Origin of the sequence: Terriglobus saanensis SP1PR4, assembly GCF_000179915.2 — a bacterium.
GTDB classification, from domain to species: Bacteria; Acidobacteriota; Terriglobia; order Terriglobales; family Acidobacteriaceae; genus Terriglobus; species Terriglobus saanensis.
Genome location: NC_014963.1, coordinates 3,128,168 through 3,152,458 on the forward strand (window position 1 = coordinate 3,128,168; position 24,291 = coordinate 3,152,458).

23 protein-coding genes are annotated in these 24,291 nt (G+C 59.6%); 9 read left to right on the plus strand and 14 right to left on the minus strand.

Annotation, left to right across the window (positions count from 1 at the left end):
* Positions 1 to 4 precede the first annotated feature (4 nt).
* Positions 5 to 784: a methyltransferase domain-containing protein gene (locus tag ACIPR4_RS12730; protein WP_013569068.1), complete on the plus strand. Its 780-nt coding sequence runs from the start codon at positions 5 to 7 to the stop codon at positions 782 to 784.
* A 16-nt stretch (positions 785 to 800) separates the two neighbouring features.
* On the opposite strand, the gene ACIPR4_RS12735 is transcribed toward ACIPR4_RS12730, so the two are convergent.
* Positions 801 to 1,127 carry a rhodanese-like domain-containing protein gene (locus tag ACIPR4_RS12735; protein ID WP_013569069.1) on the minus strand — a complete coding sequence of 109 codons (327 nt, stop codon included), beginning with the start codon at positions 1,125 to 1,127 and terminating at the stop codon, positions 801 to 803.
* Between the two features lie 64 nt (positions 1,128 to 1,191).
* Between ACIPR4_RS12735 and ACIPR4_RS12740 the strand changes: the two genes are divergently transcribed.
* Genes ACIPR4_RS12740 through ACIPR4_RS12750 form a run of 3 tightly spaced genes read left to right on the plus strand, consistent with a single transcriptional unit; the run spans position 1,192 to position 5,096 of the window.
* Entirely contained in the window at positions 1,192 to 2,619 is a 1,428-nt protein-coding gene (locus ACIPR4_RS12740) for a sigma-54-dependent transcriptional regulator (RefSeq protein WP_013569070.1), read from the plus strand.
* Positions 2,620 to 2,625: 6 nt separating this feature from the next.
* Positions 2,626 to 4,515, plus strand: coding sequence for a sensor histidine kinase (locus ACIPR4_RS12745; RefSeq protein WP_013569071.1), 1,890 nt, complete (start codon positions 2,626 to 2,628; stop codon positions 4,513 to 4,515).
* Positions 4,512 to 5,096 (plus strand): lipoprotein, encoded by a 585-nt coding sequence (locus ACIPR4_RS12750; RefSeq protein WP_013569072.1) that lies wholly within the window; start codon positions 4,512 to 4,514, stop codon positions 5,094 to 5,096. Before ACIPR4_RS12745 ends, ACIPR4_RS12750 begins: the two co-directional genes overlap by 4 nt.
* A gap of 45 nt (positions 5,097 to 5,141) precedes the next feature.
* Here ACIPR4_RS12750 and secA read toward each other — a convergent pair whose 3' ends face one another.
* The 5 genes from secA to ACIPR4_RS12775 all read right to left on the minus strand — a co-directional run bounded on the left by secA (position 5,142) and on the right by ACIPR4_RS12775 (position 13,407).
* Positions 5,142 to 8,090 carry a preprotein translocase subunit SecA gene (gene secA, locus ACIPR4_RS12755; protein WP_013569073.1) on the minus strand — a complete coding sequence of 983 codons (2,949 nt, stop codon included), beginning with the start codon at positions 8,088 to 8,090 and terminating at the stop codon, positions 5,142 to 5,144.
* A gap of 63 nt (positions 8,091 to 8,153) precedes the next feature.
* The gene (locus ACIPR4_RS12760; RefSeq protein ID WP_013569074.1) at positions 8,154 to 8,969 is read right to left on the minus strand and encodes a rhamnogalacturonan acetylesterase; all 816 of its coding nucleotides are present in this window, start codon (positions 8,967 to 8,969) and stop codon (positions 8,154 to 8,156) included.
* A 46-nt stretch (positions 8,970 to 9,015) separates the two neighbouring features.
* The gene (locus ACIPR4_RS12765) at positions 9,016 to 9,975 is read right to left on the minus strand and encodes a tyrosine-type recombinase/integrase (RefSeq protein WP_013569075.1); all 960 of its coding nucleotides are present in this window, start codon (positions 9,973 to 9,975) and stop codon (positions 9,016 to 9,018) included.
* Complete coding sequence (locus ACIPR4_RS12770) at positions 9,972 to 10,907, minus strand: tyrosine recombinase (protein WP_013569076.1); 936 nt, start codon at positions 10,905 to 10,907, stop codon at positions 9,972 to 9,974. The genes ACIPR4_RS12765 and ACIPR4_RS12770 overlap by 4 nt, the downstream gene beginning before the upstream one ends.
* 55 nt (positions 10,908 to 10,962) lie before the next feature.
* A complete protein-coding gene (locus tag ACIPR4_RS12775; RefSeq protein ID WP_013569077.1) occupies positions 10,963 to 13,407 on the minus strand; it encodes a glycoside hydrolase family 95 protein in 2,445 nt (814 codons plus the stop codon).
* Positions 13,408 to 13,488: 81 nt separating this feature from the next.
* On the opposite strand from ACIPR4_RS12775, the gene ACIPR4_RS12780 reads away from it, so the two are divergent.
* Positions 13,489 to 13,947 (plus strand): metallophosphoesterase family protein, encoded by a 459-nt coding sequence (locus ACIPR4_RS12780; protein WP_013569078.1) that lies wholly within the window; start codon positions 13,489 to 13,491, stop codon positions 13,945 to 13,947.
* Positions 13,948 to 13,950: 3 nt separating this feature from the next.
* Here the strand turns inward: ACIPR4_RS12780 and ACIPR4_RS12785 are convergent, their stop codons facing one another.
* The 4 genes from ACIPR4_RS12785 to trxA all read right to left on the minus strand — a co-directional run bounded on the left by ACIPR4_RS12785 (position 13,951) and on the right by trxA (position 17,442).
* A complete protein-coding gene (locus ACIPR4_RS12785) occupies positions 13,951 to 14,607 on the minus strand; it encodes a hypothetical protein (RefSeq protein ID WP_013569079.1) in 657 nt (218 codons plus the stop codon).
* Between the two features lie 30 nt (positions 14,608 to 14,637).
* Positions 14,638 to 15,591, minus strand: a complete 954-nt coding sequence (locus ACIPR4_RS12790) for an ABC transporter permease (RefSeq protein WP_013569080.1) — start codon at positions 15,589 to 15,591, stop codon at positions 14,638 to 14,640.
* Positions 15,588 to 17,033 carry a hemolysin family protein gene (locus tag ACIPR4_RS12795; RefSeq protein ID WP_013569081.1) on the minus strand — a complete coding sequence of 482 codons (1,446 nt, stop codon included), beginning with the start codon at positions 17,031 to 17,033 and terminating at the stop codon, positions 15,588 to 15,590. Before ACIPR4_RS12795 ends, ACIPR4_RS12790 begins: the two co-directional genes overlap by 4 nt.
* A 76-nt stretch (positions 17,034 to 17,109) precedes the next feature.
* On the minus strand, positions 17,110 to 17,442 hold the full coding sequence (gene trxA, locus ACIPR4_RS12800) for a thioredoxin (protein ID WP_013569082.1): 333 nt from the start codon (positions 17,440 to 17,442) through the stop codon (positions 17,110 to 17,112).
* A 189-nt stretch (positions 17,443 to 17,631) separates the two neighbouring features.
* On the opposite strand from trxA, the gene ACIPR4_RS12805 reads away from it, so the two are divergent.
* Complete coding sequence (locus ACIPR4_RS12805) at positions 17,632 to 18,417, plus strand: HAD family hydrolase (RefSeq protein ID WP_245536324.1); 786 nt, start codon at positions 17,632 to 17,634, stop codon at positions 18,415 to 18,417.
* A gap of 40 nt (positions 18,418 to 18,457) precedes the next feature.
* Positions 18,458 to 18,931 (plus strand): (deoxy)nucleoside triphosphate pyrophosphohydrolase, encoded by a 474-nt coding sequence (locus tag ACIPR4_RS12810; RefSeq protein WP_013569084.1) that lies wholly within the window; start codon positions 18,458 to 18,460, stop codon positions 18,929 to 18,931.
* 180 nt (positions 18,932 to 19,111) lie between these two features.
* Here ACIPR4_RS12810 and ACIPR4_RS12815 read toward each other — a convergent pair whose 3' ends face one another.
* Together ACIPR4_RS12815 and ACIPR4_RS12820 are read right to left on the minus strand one after the other, a co-directional pair.
* A complete protein-coding gene (locus ACIPR4_RS12815) occupies positions 19,112 to 20,341 on the minus strand; it encodes an Nramp family divalent metal transporter (RefSeq protein WP_041586734.1) in 1,230 nt (409 codons plus the stop codon).
* A gap of 96 nt (positions 20,342 to 20,437) precedes the next feature.
* Positions 20,438 to 21,730 (minus strand): magnesium transporter MgtE N-terminal domain-containing protein, encoded by a 1,293-nt coding sequence (locus ACIPR4_RS12820; RefSeq protein WP_342612229.1) that lies wholly within the window; start codon positions 21,728 to 21,730, stop codon positions 20,438 to 20,440.
* 123 nt (positions 21,731 to 21,853) lie between these two features.
* Between ACIPR4_RS12820 and ACIPR4_RS12825 the strand changes: the two genes are divergently transcribed.
* The gene (locus ACIPR4_RS12825; RefSeq protein WP_013569087.1) at positions 21,854 to 22,294 is read left to right on the plus strand and encodes an ATP-binding protein; all 441 of its coding nucleotides are present in this window, start codon (positions 21,854 to 21,856) and stop codon (positions 22,292 to 22,294) included.
* Between the two features lie 56 nt (positions 22,295 to 22,350).
* Positions 22,351 to 22,698 (plus strand): STAS domain-containing protein, encoded by a 348-nt coding sequence (locus ACIPR4_RS12830; RefSeq protein ID WP_013569088.1) that lies wholly within the window; start codon positions 22,351 to 22,353, stop codon positions 22,696 to 22,698.
* Positions 22,699 to 22,755: 57 nt separating this feature from the next.
* On the opposite strand, the gene ACIPR4_RS12835 is transcribed toward ACIPR4_RS12830, so the two are convergent.
* A complete protein-coding gene (locus ACIPR4_RS12835; RefSeq protein WP_013569089.1) occupies positions 22,756 to 23,385 on the minus strand; it encodes a LemA family protein in 630 nt (209 codons plus the stop codon).
* A gap of 30 nt (positions 23,386 to 23,415) precedes the next feature.
* Positions 23,416 to 24,264, minus strand: a complete 849-nt coding sequence (locus ACIPR4_RS12840) for a TPM domain-containing protein (protein WP_013569090.1) — start codon at positions 24,262 to 24,264, stop codon at positions 23,416 to 23,418.
* Between the last annotated feature and the right edge of the window lie 27 nt (positions 24,265 to 24,291).

Here is a 24,291-nt window from a genome sequence, read left to right on the forward strand (position 1 = left end):
GAATATGACGCAGTCGACGCAGCAGAAGCAAACAGGACAGGCATGGAACACCACAGCCTACGCCGCCAACGGACGATTCGTAGCCGACATGGCCTTCGGTGTGGTGGATTGGCTTGATCCCAAACCCGGCGAACGCATCCTGGATCTCGGCTGCGGCGATGGTGTCCTCACCCAGCGCCTCGCTGCCACCGGCGCGATCCTGACCGGTGTGGACAGTTCTCCAGCCATGCTCGCGGCTGCCCATTCTCTGGGCCTGAATGTCGTAGAGCGCAAGGCAACGGAACTCGCCTTCGAAAACGCCTTCGATGCCGTCTTTTCCAACGCCGCACTCCATTGGATCCACAAGACCGGTCAGCCCGCCCTGCTGCAGGGGGTGCATCGTGCGCTGGTTCCCGGAGGCCGTTTTGTTGCAGAGATGGGTGGAATCGGAAACATCGCCTCCATCCGCGTCGCTCTGCAATCTGTCCTGAAGCGGTACGGAATCGACGCCGAAACGCAGGCGGACTCCTTTTATCCCTCACCGAAGGCCTACGGCGCGCTGCTCGCGGATGCTGGCTTCCGTGTCGAAAGAATGGAACTCATCCCGCGGCCTACGCCCTTGCCTAACGGCATGGAGTCATGGCTCACCACGTTCCGCAACGGTGTCCTGGATCTGCTCGCTCCCTCGGACAAAAGCGACGTCCTGCATGAAGTAACGGAACTGCTTGCCCACGTCCTCCGGGACAGCGACGGCGCATGGACGGCGGATTATGTCCGTCTGCGTTTTATCTCAATTGCGGAATAAAGTTCAATAACGCGTGTTAATACCGTGGGACTGTGGGATCGATCTCGCGCGACCACTGCTCGATGCCACCAGCCATGGATTGCGTTCGCTCAAAGCCCTGATTGCGCAGCCACGCCGTCACATTCAGCGATCTCGCACCGTGGTGGCAGAGAACAACGATTTCGCCGTCAGGGTCCAGATCGTTGTTGGCGCGGGCGGGAAGATCGCCCATGGGAATATTTAGCGTTCCCGCAATGCTTGCCGTCTCAATCTCCCAGGACTCCCGCACGTCCAACAGAACGATCGAATCGCCCGCATCCAGCCTTGCCTTCACCTGCGCTACCGATGTTTCAAAATCCAGCATATGCCTAGAATACGCAAACTGAGGACTTTCTGGTGCATCCTACTAAGAGGACGATAGAGCAAGGATGGAAATCAAGTTGGATGGAGCCAAGGTCCTCGTGGTAGAGGACGAGCCGAACGCACGAACAGGTCTCGCGGAGTTGATCGCATCCTGGGGATATCGCACGAACACGGCCGCAGACGGGGTCGAGGGTCTCGACCGCGTACATCAGTGGTCCCCCGACATCGTTGTGACCGATATGAAGATGCCGCGCATGGACGGCCTCGAACTGCTCGGCCGGATTACGGAACTCCCGGAAATGATAGCCACCGTCGTCCTTACCGCGCAGGGCTCCATTGACAGCGCCGTCGAAGCGATGCGTCTGGGTGCCTACGACTACATCCAAAAGCCCGTGGATCCGGTTCGCCTCCGCGCCATCCTGCACAGCGCGCGTAACCAGAAATCCGTCCAAACCGAGATCGTCGAGACGCGCAAATCCGTGCAGGAGACCGGTGTCCTCGGCGCAATGGTCGGCCACTCCAAGGCCATGCAGGGTGTCTTTTCGCTCATCGAACGCATCGCCTCCTCCAATGTCTCCGTCCTCATCACCGGCGAAAGCGGCACCGGCAAAGAGCTTGCCGCGCGCGCTCTCCACGACCTCAGTGGCCGCAAAAACAAGCCCTTCGTCGCCGTGAACTGCGCCGCCATCCCCGAAACCCTGATCGAAAGCGAGATCTTCGGCCATGAGAAAGGCGCGTTCACCGGCGCGATCGAACGACGCGCCGGATGCTTCGAACTCGCCGAAGAAGGCACGCTTCTACTCGACGAAATCGGCGAAATGCCTGCAGCCACACAAGCCAAGCTGCTCCGTGTCCTGGAAGACCGAAAGCTTCGCCGCCTGGGCAGCAAGTCCGAAACCGCCGTGGACGTCCGTGTGATCGCCGCGACGAACAAAGACCCCGAGGCCGCCGTTCGTGCCGGAGATCTGCGCGGCGACCTTTATTACCGTCTCAACGTCTTCAATCTGGAGATGCCCGCTCTGCGCGACCACGCCGAAGACATTCCCGAAATGGCTCAGGCCATGATGTCCGAAATGAATGCTCGGCACGGATGCACCGTTTCGGACTTCAGGCCGGACCTTCTTCGCCGCCTCTCCGCCTACGGCTGGCCCGGCAACGCACGGGAACTGCGCAACACGATCGAGCGTGCGGTCATTCTTGCGCATTCAGGCCCGCTTGGCGTGGAACATCTGCCGCCGCACTTTGGAGAAGCCGGCTTCGCGCCTGCTCATAACGTGCATCTCTCTGAGATGACCAGCCCGGCCATGGAAGAAAACATCGTCCGCGTCGAAGTGGGCACCACTGTGGACGAGGCGGAGAAGCAGCTAATTCTCAAAACACTGGAATCCACGCACAACAATAAAACGCGGGCTGCAGAGATCCTCGGTATCAGCTCGAAGACCCTGCAAAACAAACTCAAAGAATACGCAGCAGATTCAGCGAACGGGGAATAAACCGCCATGCGGCTGCGCACCAAACTTGTCCTGGTCACCACCGCCCTCACCTTCGCCCTGGTGCTCGTCCTTTCCGTGCTCTTTCTGGGCGAACTACTGCGTCAGCGGCTAGAGCAGACGGCGGACGCCAACGATGTCCTGGCGCATCAGGTTCTCCTGTCGACTCGTCAGGCGATTGAGAATGGCCTGCGCAAGAATCCGCCGTCCGCGCCGGGAGACGAAGCCTTTCATCTGGCTGTTGCGGATGCGTTGCGCTCCGATGAAGCCTTGAAGAGCCTCATGGAGTCGATCGTCCGCTACTCGCCGGCCGTGCAGGACGTCTTCATTACCAACGCCAATCGCGCCGTGCTGACTTCGACCGATCCGGTACTGCTCAACCAGTCCGCGCCGTACCGCACTTTGCTTTCAGCCGCGCATCAGGCGGGCATGATGCAGCAGGCGAGGATCGTCTTTGGGCCAGCCCAGGTCCTGGATCTGCCTCTCTCGTTGGATCGAAATGGAAGTCCCTTCCTTACTATTCATGTCGGCGTCCGCTCCTCGCTCCTCCGTAACGCTTACGTTCCATTGCTGCGCGCCGCGATTCTCTTCTCCGCCGTCGCCATCCTTGGCTGTATCGTCGCTGCGGCGCTTCTCTCCACAGCCGCGTTGCGTCCCATTGAACAGATCAGCCGGCAGCTCGAAGATCTGACCCTTCGTGCCACCCACCAAAGAGATCCGGAGGCGGAGGGAATTCCGAAAGATGCGGTCGTCCGCGTCGCGGCTACCATCGACCGTCTCGGACGCCAACTCGAAAGCTCGGAGCAGCAGCACATCGCCCTCGAGTCCAACCTGAACAAGATGCTGCACACCTTAAAAGACGGCGTGATGCTTTTCACCTCGGATGGACGCGTCGTGATCGCATCGGAAGCAGTCTCGAATTTTCTCCCGCTAGAGCGCGTGCAGGTGTTGAACGCCAGCGTAGAAACGATCTTTGCCAACCAGAGCGCTCTGGATCTTGCCGTCCGAAGGGCTTTTGCGCACCAAACGACGTTGGCCGACGAAGAAATCCAGATGGACTCCGGACGCACCGTTGAGCTCTCCATTGATTTCATCACCGGTAGCGAACCGGGCGGCCTGGGCGCTTTGCTGACCCTCCACGATGCCGAAACAGAGCAGGAACTCGAGCGCGAGATCGAAGTCTCCCGCAGGCTCGCCGCCATCGGTCGCTTGACCGCCGGAGTCGGCCACGAGGTCAAGAACCCCATCAATGCCATGGTGGTGCACCTCGAACTTCTGCGCGGCAAGTTGGCGCAGCCGTCGAATGGCGAAGCCGCCCTGAGACATGTCGAGATTCTCTCCTCCGAGATGCAGAGGCTGGACCGCGTCGTCCAGGCCCTCGCGGACTTCTCCCGGCCCATCGATCTGCACCTGCACGATCACGATCTGGGCGACCTGATGCGCTCCGTCCTGGATCTCGCCTCCGCGGAGGTGGAACAGAATGACGTTCGGATCCAATTTACGGCAACTGCTCCGAGGCTTCCGGTCCGCGTGGACGCGGACTTGATCCGTCAGGCGATCCTCAATATCTTCCTCAATGCGGTGCAAGCGATGCCAGATGGCGGCGAGCTACGTCTCTCACTGTATGTGGACCAGCAATCGGCTGTACTCAGCATTCAGGACGAAGGAGATGGAATCCCGGTGGAAGCGCGGCCTCGCATCTTCGATCTCTACTTCACCACGAAGGTGCGCGGCAGCGGCATCGGCCTGGCGATGACCTATCGCATTGTGCAACTGCATGGTGGAGCTTTGGAGTTTACTTCCAGGACACCACAAGAAGCATCCTCAAATCCAGGCACAGAGTTTCTGCTCCGCCTGCCGCTGGCGCATAAACTGGTAGGGAACAACCATCTGGCATGAACCCCACCTCTCAACCCGGTCTCCGCGCGAGTTTTGTTCTAGCGGCCGTCGCGTGCCTCGCAGCCACCGGGTGCAGCAAGAAAATCCGCGTCCCTGCTTTACCTCCGGCGCCACCCCCTGTGATCGCGACGGTCACGATTCCACCGCCTACCCATCACACCGACGAACTACCGAAGCAGGAAGCTCCCGCGCCTGTAGCCGTCACGCCCCCCGCAATCCAAAAGCCTCGTCCAAAGCGTTCCAGAAAGCCCGCACCGCACCCCACCGAAACTGCCGCCGTGGCCACCCCGGCGCTTCCCAGCTCCCCCGCGACTTCCGCCGATCCTTCTCCCATCGGAGAGTTGACGACCGGCGGCGAGGCCGGAACGCAGGGCCGACAGGAGGCAGAGTCTCTGCTGAACACCGTGCAGAAGCGGCTCGACCAATTGAGCGAGGAAATGAAAAAAGACCATCAAGATCAGGTCGAACGGGTTCGTCTCTTCGTAAAGCGCGCTCAGGAAGCGTGGAAGATGGGCGATCTCGAAGGCGCGCGCACCCTCGCCACAAAAGCGAACGTGCTTCTGGACGACATCTCCAAATAAAAAGACCGCGCCCGTAAGCACGGTCTCCTCAAAGCCAGTGTCGGCTTACGCTTCTGTTCCGTGACACTTCTTGAACTTCTTACCTGAACCGCATGGGCAAGGATCGTTGCGCCCAACCTTTTCGCCAGCCACTCTCTGCGAGAGAGGTTCTGCCTTGTCGGCGCCAGCCAGACGCGCCTGGTTGAGCTCCTTCTCCTTCTTCCACTTCAGCTCTGCTTCCAGAGCGTCAATGGTCGTCGAAGCCGCGTGCGAGGGTGGAAGTGGGACAGGCTGTGCTGCTGCTTCCTCAAGAGCGGGTGGCGGCGGAACCGCGTTGCGAATCGCATTCATCTGCTCCATCGTCTCCACCGGCGTTCCATCCGGCCCGAGAATCTGCATGCGGAAGAGCGTTCGCAGCGTGTCTTCCTGGAAGCGATTCATCATCGCTTCAAACATCTCGAAAGACTCGCGCTTGTAAGCCACCAGAGGATCCTGCTGCGCGTATCCACGCAGACCGATGCCTTCTTTCAGATGGTCCATCGCCAGAAGATGGTCCTTCCACAGACCATCGAGTACGCTGAGCATCACGATGCGCTCGTGATAACGCAGACCCTCCGCGCCCAGAATCTCTTCCTTCACGTCATAGCGCTGTTCGAGGTTCTTGTAGATCGCCTCGCCCAGTTCGTGACGATTCAGGGACGAGAAGTCGATCTCTTCCATCCCAGTTCCGAAGTTCTCAAAAAGACGAGCACGCAACTCCTCAACCTTCCATGCATCGGGATGCGCCTTCTCGGGCGCAAACTCCTCCAGGATGGTACTGAGGGCGTTGGCGACGTAATCCTCGACGATCAATTGCTTCTGGTCGAGACCCTCCAGAAGACGCAGGCGCAGACCGTAGACGGCTTCGCGCTGCTTGTTCATCACGTCGTCGTACTCAAGAACGTGTTTGCGGCTCTCGAAGTTCTGCGTTTCCACGGCCTTCTGCGCAGCTTCGATACGGCGCGAGATCATACCACTCTCGATGGGTACGCCCTCTTCCATACCCAGCCGCTGCAAGAGCGTGGAGACCCACTCGCGCGCGAAGATGCGCATCAGATCGTCTTCCAGCGAAAGGTAGAAGCGCGAAGCACCCGGATCGCCCTGGCGTCCCGCACGTCCGCGAAGCTGATTGTCGACGCGGCGGCTCTCATGCCGCTCCGTTCCCAGAATGTGCAGACCGCCAGCAGCCACCACAGCATCGTGGTCCTTGGAGCAGGCCGCGCTATGCGTCGCCAGCACGGCTTCCCACTGTGGCTGAGGAACTTCGAACTCCTGGTTCTGGTAGTAGAAGCGCACCATGCCCGGACCGGCCACGGGAGAGATGGCTCCCTCCGCTGCACTGACCGCGCGCGCCTGCTGCTTCTTTACCAGCTCCTGCCGAGCCATGAACTCAGCATTTCCACCGAGCAGAATATCCGTTCCACGGCCTGCCATATTGGTGGCAATCGTGACCATGCCCAGGCGTCCCGCCTGCGCTACGATCTCTGCTTCCTTCTCGTGGAACTTCGCGTTCAGAACGACGTGACGCACACCCTTGCGCTTCAGGATCTCGCTCAGCAGCTCGCTCTTTTCGATGGAAGTCGTACCCACGAGAACAGGCTGCTTTATCTCATTCAGACGGGTGATTTCGTCGGCCACTGCGAAGTACTTTTCCTTGGCCGTTCGGTAGACGACATCCGCATTTTCGATGCGCAGCATCTGGCGGTTCGTTGGGATGACGACGATTTCGAGCTTATAAATCTTGTCGAACTCGGCCGCTTCCGTCTCCGCCGTTCCGGTCATGCCGGAGAGCTTCTTGTACATACGGAAGTAGTTCTGGAAGGTAATCGTCGCAAGCGTCTGGTCTTCCTTGCGGATCGCCACGCCCTCTTTCGCTTCCACGGCCTGGTGCAGACCATCGCTCCAGCGGCGTCCCGGCATCAGGCGGCCCGTGAACTCGTCGACGATGATAATCTCGCCTTCTTTGACCACGTACTCCACGTCGCGTTTATAAAGCTGATGGGCCTTGATGGCCGTCTCGACGTGGTGCTTCAGGTCCCAGTTTTCCGGGTCGGCGATGTTGCCAATGCCGAGAAGTTTTTCGATCTTCTCCCAGCCCTCATCCGTCACCGTGATGGCGCGGGCCTTTTCGTCCACAACGAAGTCACCGGTATAGGTCTTCTGATCGATCGTCTCGGTCAGCTCGCCAAGCTCAAGCTCAGGGATGATGAGGTTGACGCGGGCATACTTGTCCGTCGTCTGGTCCGTAGGTCCAGAGATGATGAGCGGCGTACGGGCCTCGTCGATGAGGATCGAATCCACTTCGTCGACGATGGCGTGGTAATGCCCACGCTGCACCATCTCGCCCAGCTCAAACTTCATGTTGTCGCGGAGATAGTCGAAGCCGAACTCGTTGTTCGTTCCGTACGTAATATCCGCAGCATAAGCAGCATGGCGTTCGCGATCATCGAGATCGTGCACAATGACGCCGACGTTCATCCCCAGGAAACCGTAGATCTTGCCCATCCACTCGGCATCGCGCTTGGCCAGATAGTCGTTGACCGTGACCACGTGTACGCCGCGACCGGCGAGCGCGTTGAGATAGCAAGGCAGCGTGGCGACGAGAGTTTTTCCTTCGCCTGTCTTCATCTCGGAGATCTTGCCCGAGTGAAGCACGATACCGCCGATCATCTGCACGTCGAAGTGACGCATGCCCACGGCACGCTTTCCCGCCTCGCGCACCACGGCGAAGGCTTCGGGCAGAATCTCGTCGAGAACGACCTTCTCTTCCGCGACCCGCTCCTCCAGATCTTCGATGGAGGCCGTGCGGGCGGCGATCCGCTCGCGGAATTCGGCGGTTTTGCCGCGCAAGGCGTCATCCGAGAGAGCCTGGATCTGCGGTTCCAGCGCGTTGATCTGCTCCACAATCGGGAGCAGCTTCTTTACGGCGCGTTCGTTCGATGTACCAAAGACTTTAGCGAGGACAGAGTTAAGCAAGAAAGGTCCCTTCAGGCATGATTTCGCCCAAGTTCTAGTTTACTTGATCCCTTGGCGGGCGACCTAAGGCTTTGCAAGCAGGAAGGCTTTTACCGGAGCATCCGACCGGCGGAGGGCCTCACCGACGGCAGTTGCCACCACCGTTGCCCCCTCGGAACTGGTGTGGGTGTGGTCGATCGGGAAAAGCAGTGCCGTTTTGGTCTGGCCCAGGGTCTCCAGCTTGTCCGCTTCCACGTTTGATAGATCCACAAAAGGAGCATGTTCGCTCTCGGCGACCTGCCGGATGAAGCCGTTGTATCCCATATCCCGCTCGATCTTCCCGTCTTTCCAGATATTCCGCACCGTCAGATCCAGCAGGATCGGCGTGGCTCCCTTAGACCGTGTGTCCGCGATGTACTTCCGCAGATACCAGCCAAAGGTATGCACCACCTCATGCTCGCCCGTGAGCAGAACGACTTCCTTCTGTTCGTCGCCGATGCCCTTAATCGATCCCCTTGGCTTCGCCCCATCCAGATCGCCGCCGTCGTTGTGCCCCATTTGAATCAGCACAAAATCACCGGGCCTGAGATCGCGCACCACCATATCCCAAGCGCCCTCGTGAATAAACGTGCGGCTGCTGCGTCCCGCTCGGGCGCGATTGACGACGTTGATCCTTGCAGTATCGACGAGTGGCGCGAAATGGTCTCCCCATCCCAGGTCTTTCCCGTTTCGGGCGGTAGAGTCACCCACAATCCACAGCGTTGGAAGTTTCGGATTTGCGGGCATATCCACGGCGGTATAGGTAGGCGTCGGTCGCGCCACATTATCTTCCGGCTGCGTGGCGACAGCTGCATTTTGGGCCGCGACGCTCACGGTACCCGCAAAAAAGAGAACCATCATTCTTCGAAACATGAGTCGCAGCTTATACCGCCATCGCGCCAGCTGCCTAGTTGCGCTGGACCGAAGCCAGCGGATGCGTCTGCTCGTACACCGTCTGCACCTGGGTCACGGTGAGCTGCGTATACCTCTGCGTCGTCGACAGGCGCTCATGCCCTAGCATCTCCTGGATCGCCCGAAGGTCCGCTCCTTCTTCCAGAAGATGGGTTCCGAAGGCATGTCGCAGGGTATGCGGATGGACGTCCGCAGGCAGACCTCGGTTCACAGCAATCGCTTTCACAATGCGGCCCACGCTACGGGTGGTAAGACGACAGTCGCCACGCGCCACGAGGTTAATTAAGAGAGGTCCGGAGTGCATCCACTTCCCTTTTCCAGCCGCCTGAAGCTTTGCTTCGCGTTGCGGCATGTAGGCGCGCATGGCGGAGTTCGCAGCGTCCCCGAGAGGAACGTAGCGCTCCTTCCTTCCTTTTCCCAAAACGAGAATCGCGTCGTTCTTCCAGTCAATCGCGGAGAGGTCGATCCCGACCAACTCCGAGTTGCGGATGCCGCAGCCGTAGAGCAGCTCCCAGATGACGCGGTCGCGCTCCGGCCAAGACGCACTCTCGTCCTTCTTCCCGGTCTGTTCGATGGAGTCGAGAACGCGGTTGACCTCTTCGGCGCTGGGAACCCGAGGGAGATGTTTCGGCAGCTTCGGCGTCGAAACCAGCAGCGCTGGATTCTGCTGCACCTTGCCTTCTTTTGCCAGCCATTTGAACCACGAACGAACGGCCGCAAGCGCACGCGCAGCCGAGGCACGCGAAAGTCCACGGTCATACAAAACAGCAAGATAGGAACGGATATGGAGGTGTTCTACCTGCTTTACTTCCGCCTCGTTGCCCAGAAGATCGGCGAGGAAAGCCGTAAAGTCATTCAGCTCCCGCGTGTATGCGCGCAGGGTATGGGCAGAGACGCCGCGTTCGTCGCGCAACATCGCGAGAAAGCTATCCGCGAGTTCGGAGAAGCTGCTCATGCCGTGGGTGCCAATGTACGAGAACGTCCGCGCGGGTGATGCAGCCGATGGACTTCCTTCAACCGGCCCAGCGCAAGATGCGTGTAAACCTGCGTCGTAACAATATCCGCGTGTCCGAGAAGGGTCTGGACGCTGCGAAGGTCCGCACCGTGCTCCACCATGTGTGTCGCGCAGGAATGCCGCAGCTTATGCGGACTGGCGAGCTGATTGGTGGATTTCACAATAGACCAGACCGTCTGGTTGGTCAGCGGCTTTCCCCGGACCGAAAGGAAAAGAGCGCGTTGTAACCCCTTCGCGACAAGCTGCGGACGTCCCCGCTGCAGATAGACCTCAAGCGCCTGCACAGCGGTGTCCGCCAATGGAACGATGCGTTCCTTGTCGCCTTTGCCGCGGACCTGGGCGCGTTGCTGATCGAGATGAAGGTCTTCGACGCGGAGGTCGCAGATCTCCGCCGCGCGCAGACCACCGGCGTAGAGCAGATTCATCAGGGCGTGATCGCGCAGCGAGAGCGCGCCCGCCTGCTGACTGTGTGCGGCGACGCCGGTACGGTCCAGCATCTCGCGGACTTCGCTCTCGGCAAGGGATTTGGGCAGGACTTTCCATGAAGCCGGCGATTCGATATTCAGAGTCGGGTCGTGATGGATGCGTTTGTCCAGAAGCAACCATCGGTAGAAGCCACGCAGGCAGGAGAGCTTCCGTGCAATCGACCGCGACTCCTGGTCGTGCTCGCGGAGATGGGCCATGAAACTGGCGATGTTCTCCTGCGTGGCCTGCAGCAGCGAGGTATGCAGGCTATCGAGGTGTTCGGAGAAGGCGTAAAGATCGCCCTGGTAGCTCTCCAGCGTGAGCGGGCGCAGGCCACGCTCCACGCGGAGATAGAGAATGTACTCGCGCACAAGCTGCAGGTTGGTCGCCGGTGCGGGAGAGGGCATGGGATGATTATCCGCCGCAGGATGGCGTGGCGGGAGTGATGGGGAAGGTGCACCCCTAAGCTGGCGTCACCTCGACCCGGTATTGTCGTCCCGCGACCACGGACAAACCGATCTCCGGACTGGGTAGCTGGCTCCCCGTGGAGAGGGCATATCCTGCAGGCGCGACGAGGTTGTGCTTTCCATCCCGGAGAGCCCGCAGATTCGCCGTACGCTTCCCACCCGTCCAGATCAGATCGCACTGAAGGCCGCCCCGCGCCCGTAGGCCAGTGAAGTTGCCGCTCGGCCAGGCCTTCGGCAAGGCTGGAAAGAGAATGATCTTCCCAGCATGGCTCTGCAGCAGCATCTCGATCATCGCGGCGGTCGCACCAAAGTTGCCGTCGATCTGGAAGATGCTCCGGTTCGGCCCTGCAGGATGCGAATCAAAGAGATTATTGCCGGTGGAGTGCTGCATGAGCATGCCGAGTGACTCCCACGCCTTATCCCCATCCCCAAGCCTTGCCCAAAGGCCGATGGCCCATGCGCGGCTCCAACCGGTGTAGGCACCACCGTTTTCCAGGCGACGCTCCAGAGACCGCCGCGAAGCCGCCATCCACTTCGGCGTGTCGCGCGTGAACTGTGCGCCCGGATAGAGCGGATAGAGGTGCGACATATGCCGCTGGCCGGGAGTGGCCTCCTCAAAGTTCTCCGACCACTCCTGAAGCTCTCCCGCGCTGCCCACCTTGTACGGCGGCAGCTTCGCGAGCGCGGCCTTCAGCTTGTCGGCAAATGCCTGGTCTTCGTTCAGGACTTGAGAAGCCGAGATGCAGTTTCCAAAGAGCTCGTGGATGAGGGCGAGGTCGAGGGTGCACCCCGCACTGACGACGGCTTTCTGGTGCTGCGGCGTGAAGAAATTGTTCTCGGTGGAAAAAGAGGGGCACGTTGTCAGCGTGCCGTCCCCCGCGGGGACGAGCCAATCGAGGCAAAAGAGCGCGGAGGATCGCAGGATCGGATAGACGCGCTTCCGGAGGTAGTCCACGTCTCCGGTGAACTGGAAGTGTTCGTAAAGATGCTGGCAGAGCCACGGCCCAGACATGGCAAAGTTCGCCCAGGTGGGGTCTCCGGAGCCCATGCCTACCGGAGAGGCCTGCCGCCAGAGGTCGATGTTGTGATGAGAGCACCAGCCGCGAGCACCGTAGTTTACGGACGCGGTTTTGGCACCGGTAACGGTCATGTCCTGCGTCAGGTCAACGAGCGGGCCGTTCAGCTCCGCGAGGTTCGCCGTGAACACGGGCCAGTAGTTCATTTGAATGTTGATGTTCGCAGTCCAGTTCGAACTCCACGGCGGACGGACGAGGTCGTTCCAGATCCCTTGCAGGTTGGCGGGCTGGGTTCCAGGGCGGGAGCTGGCGATCAGAAGGTAGCGGCCGTATTGAAAATAAAGAGCTAAGAGCGCCGGATCCTGCGTGGTGGGAAAGTTCTTGAGCCGGGCGTCTGTGGGAAGGTTCGCGCCGTCAGGTACGGTCGAGTTCAGGTTAGCTCCGACACGACGGAAGAGCGCGCGATGATCAGCTACGTGTTTCGTCTTCAGGACCGCGTACGCCGATTTACCAGCCAACCCCTTCCTGCACTTTTCTTCGAGTGCGGCGGCCGGGGTATCGGGCGGGAAAGCGAATCCGCGAAATCCAGTCGCTGCTGTAAGCAGGAGGGTCACCGAGGTGGCTTTGGAGATCGCGAGCGTGTCGCCTTCGGGTTGAACCGTGCCACCCTCCGCCTTTGCACTGAGGACAGCCGCGAAGCGCATGCCTTCCCCGTCTACCTCGGAGTACCGGATAGAGTCCGAAATTTGAGGGTTGTTTTCTGTGGGGACTTTGCCTGCGAGTAGAAGAGTTCCATCGGCGTGGGCAGAGGTCTTCGCGGGCATCTCGCAGGTAAGCGAGAGACGGAGATTCAGCGATGACGGTTTGCTGGCCGTGATGCGAAGCGCGACGACCTGATCCGGGAACGAGACGAAGACTTCCCGCGAGAAGGTCACACCGCTGGATTGAAAGCTCGTTTTGGCAACAGCGGTGTCCAGATCGAGGGACCGCTTCAGATGGGTGGCCTCTGTGAGGCCAAGGTGCTCGATGTGCAGATCGCCCAAAGGCTCAAAGGCGAAGTTTTCCGGCCCCTGCATCTTCTGGCATTCCTTGTCCGCAGCGACGTAGTTTTTGTCCTCGAGGACGAGCTTGCGCACGATGGGCAGGTGATTTTTCGCGTCCGGATTGGTGGTATCACGCGGCTGACCGGCCCAGAGCGTGTCTTCATTCAGGGCGATGCGCTCTTTGAGAGGCTCGCCGAAGACCATTGCGCCGAGTCTGCCGTTGCCGAGGGGCAGAGCGTCCGCCCACTGCGCGGCGGGTGTCTCCATCCAGAGGGTGAGACTCGGATCGGATTCCGGGAGGGGTGCCGCCGACAGATTCCTGGAGGCGGCTGCGGAAGCAGCAAGAGCGACGAAGGTACGGCGGGTAAGACGGCTTTTCAAAGTGGATGGCTCTCCTAGTCTCCGATGTCGTTTTACAGTTCGCCACGGTACTTGTAAATACGCGTGCAGTATTCTCGGCTGATGAAGATAGGAGTCATCAGCGATACGCACGGCTTGCTACGCCCAGAAGCGATAGAAACACTGCAGGGGTGCGACGCGATCCTCCATGCGGGCGATGTCGGCAACTTCGACATCCTGGGAACTCTGGGAGAGATCGCATCCGTGACGGCGATCCGGGGGAATATCGATCTCCACGGAGCTTGCGCGGACCTTCCTGCGACCGAGATGGTCTCCTTGGGTGGAATCACCTTCTACATGCTGCACTCGGCTCGCGACCTCGATCTCGATCCGGTGGCTGCGGGTGTGCGTGTGGTGGTGAGCGGACATTCGCATTCGCCCTCGATCCAGGACAAGCAGGGCGTGCTCTTCCTGAATCCGGGAAGCGCCGGGCCGCGCAGGTTCGGTCTGCCTGTGACCCTGGCAATCGTAGAAATCAACGCCGATAAAGTCCGAGCCGAGATCGTACGCCTGATCGAGTAGAGGCTACTTCGCGTCGAAATGGACAGACCCGAGGATGTTGGCGAGGCGGATCTCGATGTCCTTGAGCTGCTGCTCGGTGATGTCCATGGAGCCTGAAGTCTGGCCGCAGAAGGTGTTCACTACGAGATCGAAGCGGATGCAGGCGTGGCCGCGCATGGCAGCGAAGGTGTCGATCCGAGACTCGATGCAGCCTGCTGCACCGTGCTGATCGTGCGCGTGCTGGAAGTCGATCCCACCAACGCTTGCAGAACCCAGAGGCTTCATACGCCCCGCGCCGGTCTGAACGAGACAGGAATCCGCCTTCGCAATGGGGAGGACCGAATAGTAGAAGGTAGCACCCGAAAAGGTTGTGGGCGGGTAAGGGTTGAAGTTGATGGCCGCGACGCCGCGCACATCCAGTTCTCGTCTGGTTGTGCCAGTGTCCACATTGAAGTTCGAGAGAACGCCGTCTTTGCGTTCAAAGTTCCAGCCCTCGGGGATGTGGAAACCCACTTTATAAAGCTTGTCGTAAAACTCTGTGGCAGCAGGAGTTAGCTTCCCGGGAACAGCGGGAGAGGTCAGGCCGGGGATGTCGAGCTTCCGAGGGCGGGTGGACGGCATCTGCTGGGCATGAGATGCGGCGCTGAAGGCCAGAAGGAAAACGGCAGTGAGAAGTCGCATGGGGCCTCAGTGAATCATTCATGCTTAGGGTCAGACCCGAAGGCGTGGGTTCGCGAGCGTGTAGGCAAGATCCGTTAACAGATTTGCCGCAAGATAGGTGAGGCCAATGGCGAGGGTGCATCCCTGTACAAGGGCGTAGTCCCGATTTGAGATCGCAGAAAGCGTGAGGCGGCCGATGCCCGGCCAGGAGAAGATCGTCTCCGTCACAATCGCTCCGGCAAGCAAGGAACCGAACTGCAGGCCGATTACGGTCAGCACCGGAACCAAAGCATTGCGGAGGGCGTGCCGATAGACGACCGCGCTCTCAGAAAGACCCTTGGCGCGCGCGGTCCGGATGTAGTCCTGGCCGAGTTCCTCCAGCATCGAGGTTCGAACCATGCGGGTTAGGATCGCGGCGAGGGAGACGCCGAGTGTGATCGCGGGCAGCGTAATGTGCAAAAGATATTGCGGCCCAAAGGTCCTCCCGGTGCCAGCGCCAGAGACAGGGAGCCAGCCCAGCGAGATCGAAAACACGAGGATGAAGATCGGGCCGAGGGCGAAGTTGGGGAAGCTCAGGCCGAAGAGGCTGAGGATGCCGATGGAGCGATCCTGCCATGCGTTTTTATGAAGTGCAGCATGCACTCCAGCCGGTATTGCCATGATTACAGAAAGGATAAGCGCAATCCCTGTCAGCGACAGCGTATACGGATACCGCTGCGCTACGAGATGGGTGACGGAGTCGTTCAGGCGGAGCGAGCGTCCCAGGTCTCCGTGGAAGAGCCCCTTCCAGTAGTTGAAATACTGGGTATGGAGGGGAAGATCGAAGCCGTAGGCGTGGCGCAGCGCCGATAGATCGGACGCCGTAGCGCCTTCGCCGAGCATCTGGGCGATGGGATCTCCAGGAACGAGGTGGATGAGAAGGAAGACGAGCGAGACGACGATCCAGAGCACGGGCAGAGTAAGCAAGAGTCGGCGCAGGATGGGCCAGAAGGTGCGAGCGATCATCCACGCACCTGCGTGCTTGCCTGGGCCCGGGTCGGCGGTGGGACGCGCAGTTGGGATGCGCCTGAGGCTATGGGTGCGGGGGCCGGAGGAAGGTCCTGCACCAGGATGCGGCTGATACGGTGGCCGACGGTCTGGAGAACGGTGAATCGCCGGTTGCCGAAGTCAACATGCTCCTTCGGCACCGGGATATGCCCGAACTGGGCGAGGAGGAAGCCAGCGAGGGTGTCCACACCGGCCTCGCGGGGAAACTGCCACTGGAGCTTGGTGATGAGGTCGCGCAGGGGGACAGTTCCGTCGAACTCCCATGTGCCGTCCGGGAGAGCAGAGAGCGAGCGAATGGCGACATCGAACTCGTCGTCCAGTTCGCCGACGACCTGCTCGATGAGATCCTCGGCGGTAACCAAGCCGACAGTGGTTCCAAACTCGTCGACGACGATGGCGATCTGACGGCGGCGCTCCTGAAACTCCTGCAGGAGATCGACGGCCAGCTTCGTCTCCGGAACGAGGAGGAGATCGCGCATGACCTGACGAAGGACAAGGCCAGTGTCTCCTGTGGGGCGGGGCGTGGCCGTGCGGAAGTGCATGAGGCGGGAGAGATCCTTCGAGTAGAGAATGCCGATGATGTGCTCTGGACCGAGCGCGGGGTCATAGACGGGCACGCGGGAGTGCTGCTCGTCGATGACGCGTGCGGAGGCGCGCTCGATGGGCATGTCCGCTGGGAGGGAGAAGATGCGGCCACGCGGCGTCATGATCTCGCGCACGGTGACGTGGCTGAGTTCGATGGCGCGATGGATGATCTGCTCCTGGAAAACAGGAAGCAGGCCGCTACGGCGTGTGGCCGTGGCGACGAGCTTGATCTCCTCCGGGGAATGGACGTCGCCTTCGCTGGTGAGAGGAACGCGGAAGAGGCGCAGAACAAAGGCAGCGGAGGCCTTCATAAGCTTGACTGCGGGACGGGTGATGCGGATGAAGACGTCCATCGGTCCGGCGATGGCCAGGGCAATGCGTTCGCCGCGCTGCATGGCCAGACCTTTCGGGACCTGTTCGCCGAGGAGGACTTCGAAGTACGTGATGCAGGAGAAGGCTATGACCGTGGAGATGCCATGCGCGTAGAGATAGACATGACGCGCGATGAACGGGACTGTGTGCATCCACGAGATACTTGCGAAGATCTGGAGGACGATGTCCGCGAGAGCCGCTTCGCCTACCCAGCCGAGGGCAAGCGAGGAGAGCGTGACGCCAAGCTGGTTGGCGGCGAGAAACTCGTCCATATTGCGTTTGAGACGGAGCGCTGAGCGCGCGCCGGGCTTGCCCAGGGCTGCCAGTTGCTCGATTCTCGTCTCGCGGAGGGAGACGAGAGAGAACTCCGCCGCGACGAAAAAGGCCGTCGCAAGGATGAAGATCGCGACGGTGAGTGCTCGGAAGAGTGCCCACTCCAACATGGCTAGAGTTTAGCGGATGCGGACACAGAAAAGCCCGGCGGGTTAGCCGGGCTTTCTGTATTCCCAAAGCGATGTCTTAGGCAAGGACCTTGGTGACACTGGCGTCGATGGTTTCTTTGGGGACGTAGCCGACGATCTGCTCGGCAACTTTGCCGTCCTTGAAGATCAACAACGCGGGGATGCCACGGATACCGTACTTGCCGGGGGTCGCGTTATTGCGATCAACGTCCATTTTCATGACCTTGAGCTTGCCGTTGTAGGTCTCAGCGACCTGATCGACGATGGGTGCGAGGGCACGACACGGTCCGCACCAGGAAGCCCAGAAATCTACAAGAACGGGCTGGTCGGATTTAAGGACGTCCTGTTCAAAGGTGGCGTCGTTTACCTCGGTGACATATTGTCCTGCCATGTCTTTACTTCTCCTTAGGGTGTTGCTGCTGCTTCAGCAAAGCGTGCGCGAGGCCTTACTTTAGCGGGGGCGCGTGTTGCTGGTCAAAGGTATAGATGCAGGGAGTGCTCAGAAAGGTTCAAGGCGGAGTAGCTCTTATGGGGCATCGCCTCTACCTCTGATAGGTGTCCATCTGAGAAAATGATGGATATGTCCCCTTTTGAAGATACAGCTATGACCTCCGCGCCAACCTCCTCCACCCATAGCTCGGCCAAAGGCTCCATTCCAGGGGAGATCGTCCTCTCGACGAAGGAGTTTCGCGAGGCAGTCTGGGAGATGGAACCGAAGATTGCCGTCTTCGACTGCGATGGAACGCTCTGGTCGCCCGATGCCGGTTCCGGATTTCTGCAATGGACGATCGATACCGGCCTTCTTTCCGAGGAAGCGACGCAGCGCATCACGGCACGGCACCAGGCCTACCATCAGAGCCAGGTGGACGAGCTGACGATCTGCGGCGAAATGGTGCAGATCTACGAAGGTCTGGCCGAAAGCGATCTGCGCGCGAGCGCACGGGCTTACTTTGAGGAAAAGATCGAGCCACATCTCTTCCCGGAGATGATCGCTCTGATCCAGGAGCTGCAGGCTTCAGACGTGGAGATCTGGGCGGTGAGTTCCACGAACGACTGGATGATCGAAGAGGCGCTGCAAGAGATCGGCATCACCCATGAGAAGATCCTGGCCACCTGCGTTGAAGTGCGGGACGGCATCGTCACTGGCGTCCTGCGGGACATACCGACGGACGAGGGCAAGGCGAAATCGCTACGGGCCGCAGGAATTTCGCATCCTGATGTGGTCTTTGGCAACAGTGTGCACGACGCGGCGATGCTGGAGATCGCCAAAAGGGCCTTTCCTGTAAATCCTTCTGAAGGTCTGCAGAAGCTGAGCGTGGAACGGAACTGGCCGGTTTACTATCCGGCTGCCATTCGTCCGTTGTAATTCCACTCCCAACGTTCTTCGCATCTACACTCAGAGGAACGTGAAGAAGCCTATTCCCAAGTTGAATCGCCCGCGGCGTACGCCCGGCACCAAGGCTGGCGAGGTTCGGCTGGTGGCGGCGGCGTTGATTCTGCGTCCAGGGGAGGCTGGGGACGAGGTGCTCGTCTGCCAGCGGAAGCCGGATCAGCCGATGGCGCTGAAGTGGGAGTTTCCCGGTGGGAAGATTGAAGCGGGTGAAAGCGCAGAGCAGGCGCTGAAGCGCGAGTTGAACGAAGAGCTTGGGATCGATGCGGAGATTGGACGGCCGCTGATCCGCATTCGCCATAACTACCGCAATGGCGGTGCGGTGGATCTGCAGTTCTTTGTGGTGCGTTCATTTGCGGGGGAGCTGGATAACCGGATCTTCAACGAGATGCGCTGGATGGGGTTTGAGAAGCTGCCGCATATGGATTTTCTGGCGGCGGATCTGGGGTTGATTAAGGATCTGGCGGATGGGAAGATTTCGGTTTCCTAGATTTCCTGGCTAAAAGCGGATCCCTTCGCTTCGCTACGGGATGACAAAGTGAGGAGCGAGATTGCCGGGAGTCAAAGATCTGGGTACCCGGTTTTGGTCTCCTGATGGATCTGTTTGTGCGCTCTGCGCGACCCCACCCTTTCGCGATGAAGCTGCGAAAGAATGGGGCACGAAAGCTTCCTAATGATGGAGGGCTTGGACTATTCCGCGCCAGACGAGCACGAGGGACAGGGCCGTCACGATGATGGCGGTGGCCCAGGCGATGACGTTGAACCAGATGGAGTTGATGTAGTCGCCCATGAGTTCGCGTTTGTTGATCAGGCGGAGCATGAAGTACATAATGACTGGTAGAAGCAGGCCGTTGAGCACCTGCGACAGGATCGTGATGCGCACCAGCGGGAAGTTGGGGATCAGGACGACCGAGGCTCCCGCCACGATGAGCAGCGTGTAGAACCAGTAGAAGAACGGAGCCTGCTTCCACGTCTTGTCCAGGCCACTTTCGAATCCCATTCCCTCGCAGACGGTGTAGGCCGTGGAGAGCGGAAGGATGCTCGCAGCGAAGAGCGAGGCGTTGAAGAGTCCCGCGGCGAAGAGGATAAAGGCATAGTCGCCCGCGATGGGCCGCATGGCTTCTGCGGCGTCCGCAACCTGGTCGATTCTCCGCATGCCGTGAGTGAAGAGGGTGGCTGCGCAGACCACGACGATGAACCAGGCTACGACGTCGGTGAAGACGGAGCCAATGATCACGTCGAGCCTTGAGGCCTTATATTGACGGACCGTAATTCCCTTCTCCACGATGGAGGACTGCAGATAGAACTGCATCCATGGCGTGATTGTGGTGCCGATGACACCGATGGTCATGTAGAGGTATTCCTGGTCGCTCCAGGCGCTGCGCGGCGGCAGCTTGATGGTCTGGACCATGGCTTCGTGCCAGTCGGGGCGGCCAAGAACACCGGCAACGATGTAAGCGAGATACACCACCGAGGCGAAGAGGAAGATCTTTTCGACGACCTTGTAATCGCCTTTGACGACGAGCGCCCAGACCAGGAAGGCGCAGACGGGGACGCTGATGTATTTCGTCAGGTGAAATAGTTGCAGCGAACCGGCGATGCCGGAGAACTCCGCCATGACGTTGCCGAAGTTCACAAAGATGAGGAGCAGCATCACGATAAAAGTCAGGCGGAGGCCGAACTCTTCGCGGATAAGGTCGGAGAGGCCCTTACCCGTAACCGCGCCCATACGTGCGCACATCTCCTGCACCACGATGAGGGCGAGGGTGATGGGCAGCATGGTCCAGAGGAGCGAGTAGCCGTACTGCGCGCCCGCCTGGGAATAAGTGAGGATGCCGCCTGCGTCGTTGTCGACATTGGCCGTGATGAAGCCGGGACCAAGCGCCGCGAAGACGAGCATGATCGTAATGCGCCAGCGTTTCCAGAACGTCTGTTTCAAACCGTTTCCCTTCCTTGGTACGCTGGGCGTTATTTGTTCTGGAGATTTTCGCTCACGTTATCGCTCCGCACGCAGCAGCGCGATGACGTGTTCGGCGTGGATCACACCGGCGATCTGATGATCTTCTTCAAGTACGGGGAGAGAACGCAGGTTGTACTTGTCGAAGAGCTCCGCGACCTGCTTTCCGCTGGCGTCGAGCGCGCAGGAGACGAGGCGAGAGTCCGCAACGTTGGCGAGAGGTGTGTGCGACGAGGCCAGAAGAATGTTTGCCAGGGCAACGATGCCTTTGAGCCGGTTTTGCTCGTCGACGAGGTAGATTTCCGTGACGTTTTCCGTGTCTCCTTCGAAGGCGCGGAGGGCTTCGATGGCCGTAGCGACGTCGGCTGTGGCACTGACCTGAACGAAGTCGGTGGTCATCCGGCCTGCGGCCCAGTCGCCGGGGAACTCGAGAAGATCTTCGACTTCCTGGCGTTCTTCAGGGTCCATCTCGCCGAGGATGGCTTCCGAGCGTTCGTCGGAGAGTTCGGAGAGCAGATCGGCGGCAGCGCCGGGGTCCATCTCTTCGACGATGCCTGCGGCGCGTTCGGAGTCCATGCTCTCGATGAGGGCCTTCTGGAGTTTGGGATCGACCTCTTCCAGGGCCTCGGCGGCGAGTTCTTCGTTGAGCGAGGTGAAGACAGCGTCGCGCTCGGCGGGGCCGAGTTCTTCGAGGATGTCCGCAATGTCCGACGGATGCATATGGGAGAGGCGGTCCTGCTCGACCTTAAGGCGGACCCGGCGGGAGGGATCGCGGTCGATCAGATCCACGAACTCCCATGGGATGACGCGGGCCTGGAAGCGATGGGCGATAGTTTCCACCGTCGACCGGGGAAGGCCTTTCAGAAGACGACGCACGGCGCCACGAATACCAACTTCGACCTCAGCGATCCGCAGGCTCCAGAGATCGGCCTGTCCGTGGGACGCCTCCCAGACGAGATCGACGTCGTTGACGCGAACAACTTTGTGACCGTGGACGTCGATGATCTGCTGGTCGAGAAGATCTTTTTCGAGAAAAACGACACGCTCGGGGAGGTTGAGTTCGCTACTCCCGGCTCCACTTCTCAGTAGCAGAGGTTCTTTGGAGGAAGGGACAACATCCAGGATAGAGACGACCGGCAGCATGTGCGCCGTAACCGTCGCAGGTGCGGCTAAAGCCAGGTAAGCAACACAGTTACCTGTGACCGAGGGATCCACAAGGAGCTCACGGACATAGCCCAGCCGACGGCCATCGGCGGCGACGACAGAGCGGCCGATAAGGGCACTGAGGCTGGTGGCGAGGGTGGTGAGTCCGGACATCGTATCTGTTGTCACCCCCTTTCCTTGAGTCTACTCAGTGTGCCCGGAAGAGGCGAGTTCGTGCAGTGGTTCCTTGACATTGGCCGTAACGCAAAGCACACTGCGAATACCAAGAGAAACACGCCTAAGTGGAGACGATTGGCCGATTCCATCACAAGCCGCATCGAAATGACTCTTGATTCGACCCTGGAGAGCGTGTCCAAAGTCGAGCAGGAGGCGGAGCATTTTGCGGAACGCGCGGGTTTCGACCCGGATGAAGTTCCTCATATCGCCATGGCGGTTCGTGAATGCGCCATCAATGCGGTCATGCATGGGAACGCCTATAGCGAAACGAAGAAATTCCACGTTTCGTTTGCCATGGAGGAAGATCTGATGAAGATCGTCGTCTCCGACTCAGGACAGGGCGTGGATCTTGAGTCGCTTCCGGACCCTCTTGCACCGGAGAATATTCTTCGCGGAAGCGGGCGCGGTATCTTTTTGGTCAAGGCGTTCATGGATGACGTACACTTCCGCAAGCTGGACCCCGGAACAGAAGTGACGCTGATCAAGCGTCGCACTGCAGAAAACGCAAGTCACTAGAGCGGCGAGAAACACCGCCAATACAATTTGAGAACAAAACCAGGAGGATGACGATAGTGAGCATGAAGGTGAATACGCGACAGGTAGACGGGATCACGGTCCTTGATTTGAGCGGGCGCATTACACTGGGCGAAGGCAGCGTCACGCTGCGGGATGCCATCCGCGACCTGATCAACAAAGGCCAGAAGAGCATTCTGCTGAATCTGGGCGATGTGAGCTATCTGGATAGCTCAGGCCTGGGCGAACTAGTGACGGCCTACACGAGTGTGAAGAACTCCGGCGGCGAGTTGAAGCTCCTCAACCTGACCAAGAAGGTTCAGGACCTTTTGCAGATCACGAAGCTGTACACCGTGTTCGATGTGAAGGACGACGAAGCAAGCGCCATCTCCTCTTTCACGAAGTAAGATCTCAAAAACGAAGGGCCGCCGCGAAGGTTCGCGGCGGCCCTTTTCATTGCTTTTTTACTTATTGAAATCGACGGAAGGTGCGGTCTTGGCTCCGGGATCGGCCTGGTAGTAGCCAGTGCGAGGATGATAGCCAGCCATGTTGGCCCAGATGCTTGCCGGGAACTGGCCGATGTAGACGTTGTAGTCTTCGATGGCCTTGTTGTAGCCGCGACGGGCTACGGCGATGCGGTTCTCGGTGCCAGCCAACTCATCTTCGAGACGGAGGAACTGACCGTTGCTCTTAAGATCGGGGTACGTCTCCTGCATGCGCGTGAGCGGCAAGAGGGCAACGGAGAGGCGATCGTTCGCGGCGAGCTTTTCGTCCGGGGTCTTCGCGGTCAGGAGGCCTGCGCGCGCATTTGCGATGGCCGTGAAGACAGCGAGTTCCTGCTTGGCGTAACCCTTGACCGTCGCGACCAGGTTGGGAATAAGGTCGGCGCGGCGCTGAAGGTTGACGTCAATCTCGGAGAACGCTGCGGTGACTGCCTGGTCCTTCTGGACCATGGTGTTCTTCGCAGAGATGTAGCTTCCGCCGATGAAGACCGCGCCGATCAGAAGAACTGCAACTAGACCTAAACCTATCCAAAGACCTTTCATAGTTCCTCGCTGTTCATTTGTACTGCCTTCGATCACTTGTTGTGGCATTTTTTCGCCTCCAATTTCAAAATTCGATTGCTACCAGTTGCCGCTCGCTCCGCCACCGCCGGACTCTCCGCCGCCGCCACCGCCAAAGCCGCCACCTTCGTTATCTCCTCCGTCGCCCCCGCCAAAACCGCCACGGCCTCCTCCGCCGAGCAGGTTGCCGAGGATCATTCCGGTAAGGAATCCACCGATTCCGCTGCCACCGCCGGGTCCACCTCCTCCGCCGCCGCGACGGCGAAAGACGAGGAAGAGGATCAAGATGACGAAGAGGATACCGAAGATGCGGATACCTGCAGGAAGTGGACCAGGATCCTGCGTCCGCACGGGCTGGCGATGATACTGGTGCACAGGCGAGGTAATAGTCACATTAGCGTCTGCTGCAATGACCGAGCCGACACCGTGGACAGCCGTCTGGATGGCCTGGTCGTACTGGGCCTGCTTCAGTAGCGGCACCATTTCGCGGCCGATATCGCCGACCTTGGCATCGTTGAGAATGCCTTCGAGTCCGAAACCGACTTCGAAGCGGTACTTGTGGTCCATGGAGACGACGATGAGAACGCCACGATTGGTGCCCTTGGTGCCGACCTTCCACTTGGCAAAGAGCTCATTGGCGAACTGGTCGATCGGCTCGTCGTTATCGATGGTTTTGAGGATCGCCGTAAAGACCTGCGCGTGGGCCTTCTGCTCAAGCTGGGCGCAGTAGGATTCGAGATCGCTCTTGGTTGTGGCGGAGAGAACGCTGGCGTTATCTGTGACGTAGCCCGTAGGCTGCGCGGGCATGGAAGCCACTGTCTCAGAAAAAGCGAAGCCTGATGCTGCAAGGAAGCAGCTTACGAGGAGAAAAAACTTCATGGCCACGCGGGCGCGGGGTACGTACATCATGGTCGATTCTACGCTCCGTTGATGCGA

Excerpts from the sequence above, each read along its gene's own strand:
- ACIPR4_RS12750 (WP_013569072.1), top strand. The coding sequence starts at position 4,512 with ATGAACCCCACCTCTCAACCCGGTCTCCGCGCGAGTTTTGTTCTAGCG.
- ACIPR4_RS12835 (WP_013569089.1), bottom strand. The coding sequence starts at position 23,385 with ATGCCACAACAAGTGATCGAAGGCAGTACAAATGAACAGCGAGGAACT.
- ACIPR4_RS12795 (WP_013569081.1), bottom strand. The coding sequence starts at position 17,033 with ATGTTGGAGTGGGCACTCTTCCGAGCACTCACCGTCGCGATCTTCATC.
- ACIPR4_RS12815 (WP_041586734.1), bottom strand. The coding sequence starts at position 20,341 with ATGCTCGTCTTCGCGGCGCTTGGTCCCGGCTTCATCACGGCCAATGTC.
- ACIPR4_RS12770 (WP_013569076.1), bottom strand. The coding sequence starts at position 10,907 with ATGCCCTCTCCCGCACCGGCGACCAACCTGCAGCTTGTGCGCGAGTAC.
- ACIPR4_RS12740 (WP_013569070.1), top strand. The coding sequence starts at position 1,192 with ATGGAAATCAAGTTGGATGGAGCCAAGGTCCTCGTGGTAGAGGACGAG.
- ACIPR4_RS12805 (WP_245536324.1), top strand. The coding sequence starts at position 17,632 with ATGTCCCCTTTTGAAGATACAGCTATGACCTCCGCGCCAACCTCCTCC.
- trxA (WP_013569082.1), bottom strand. The coding sequence starts at position 17,442 with ATGGCAGGACAATATGTCACCGAGGTAAACGACGCCACCTTTGAACAG.
- ACIPR4_RS12840 (WP_013569090.1), bottom strand. The coding sequence starts at position 24,264 with ATGATGTACGTACCCCGCGCCCGCGTGGCCATGAAGTTTTTTCTCCTC.
- ACIPR4_RS12765 (WP_013569075.1), bottom strand. The coding sequence starts at position 9,975 with ATGAGCAGCTTCTCCGAACTCGCGGATAGCTTTCTCGCGATGTTGCGC.
- ACIPR4_RS12790 (WP_013569080.1), bottom strand. The coding sequence starts at position 15,591 with ATGATCGCTCGCACCTTCTGGCCCATCCTGCGCCGACTCTTGCTTACT.
- ACIPR4_RS12760 (WP_013569074.1), bottom strand. The coding sequence starts at position 8,969 with ATGATGGTTCTCTTTTTTGCGGGTACCGTGAGCGTCGCGGCCCAAAAT.
- ACIPR4_RS12780 (WP_013569078.1), top strand. The coding sequence starts at position 13,489 with ATGAAGATAGGAGTCATCAGCGATACGCACGGCTTGCTACGCCCAGAA.
- ACIPR4_RS12730 (WP_013569068.1), top strand. The coding sequence starts at position 5 with ATGACGCAGTCGACGCAGCAGAAGCAAACAGGACAGGCATGGAACACC.
- ACIPR4_RS12745 (WP_013569071.1), top strand. The coding sequence starts at position 2,626 with ATGCGGCTGCGCACCAAACTTGTCCTGGTCACCACCGCCCTCACCTTC.
- ACIPR4_RS12735 (WP_013569069.1), bottom strand. The coding sequence starts at position 1,127 with ATGCTGGATTTTGAAACATCGGTAGCGCAGGTGAAGGCAAGGCTGGAT.
- ACIPR4_RS12785 (WP_013569079.1), bottom strand. The coding sequence starts at position 14,607 with ATGCGACTTCTCACTGCCGTTTTCCTTCTGGCCTTCAGCGCCGCATCT.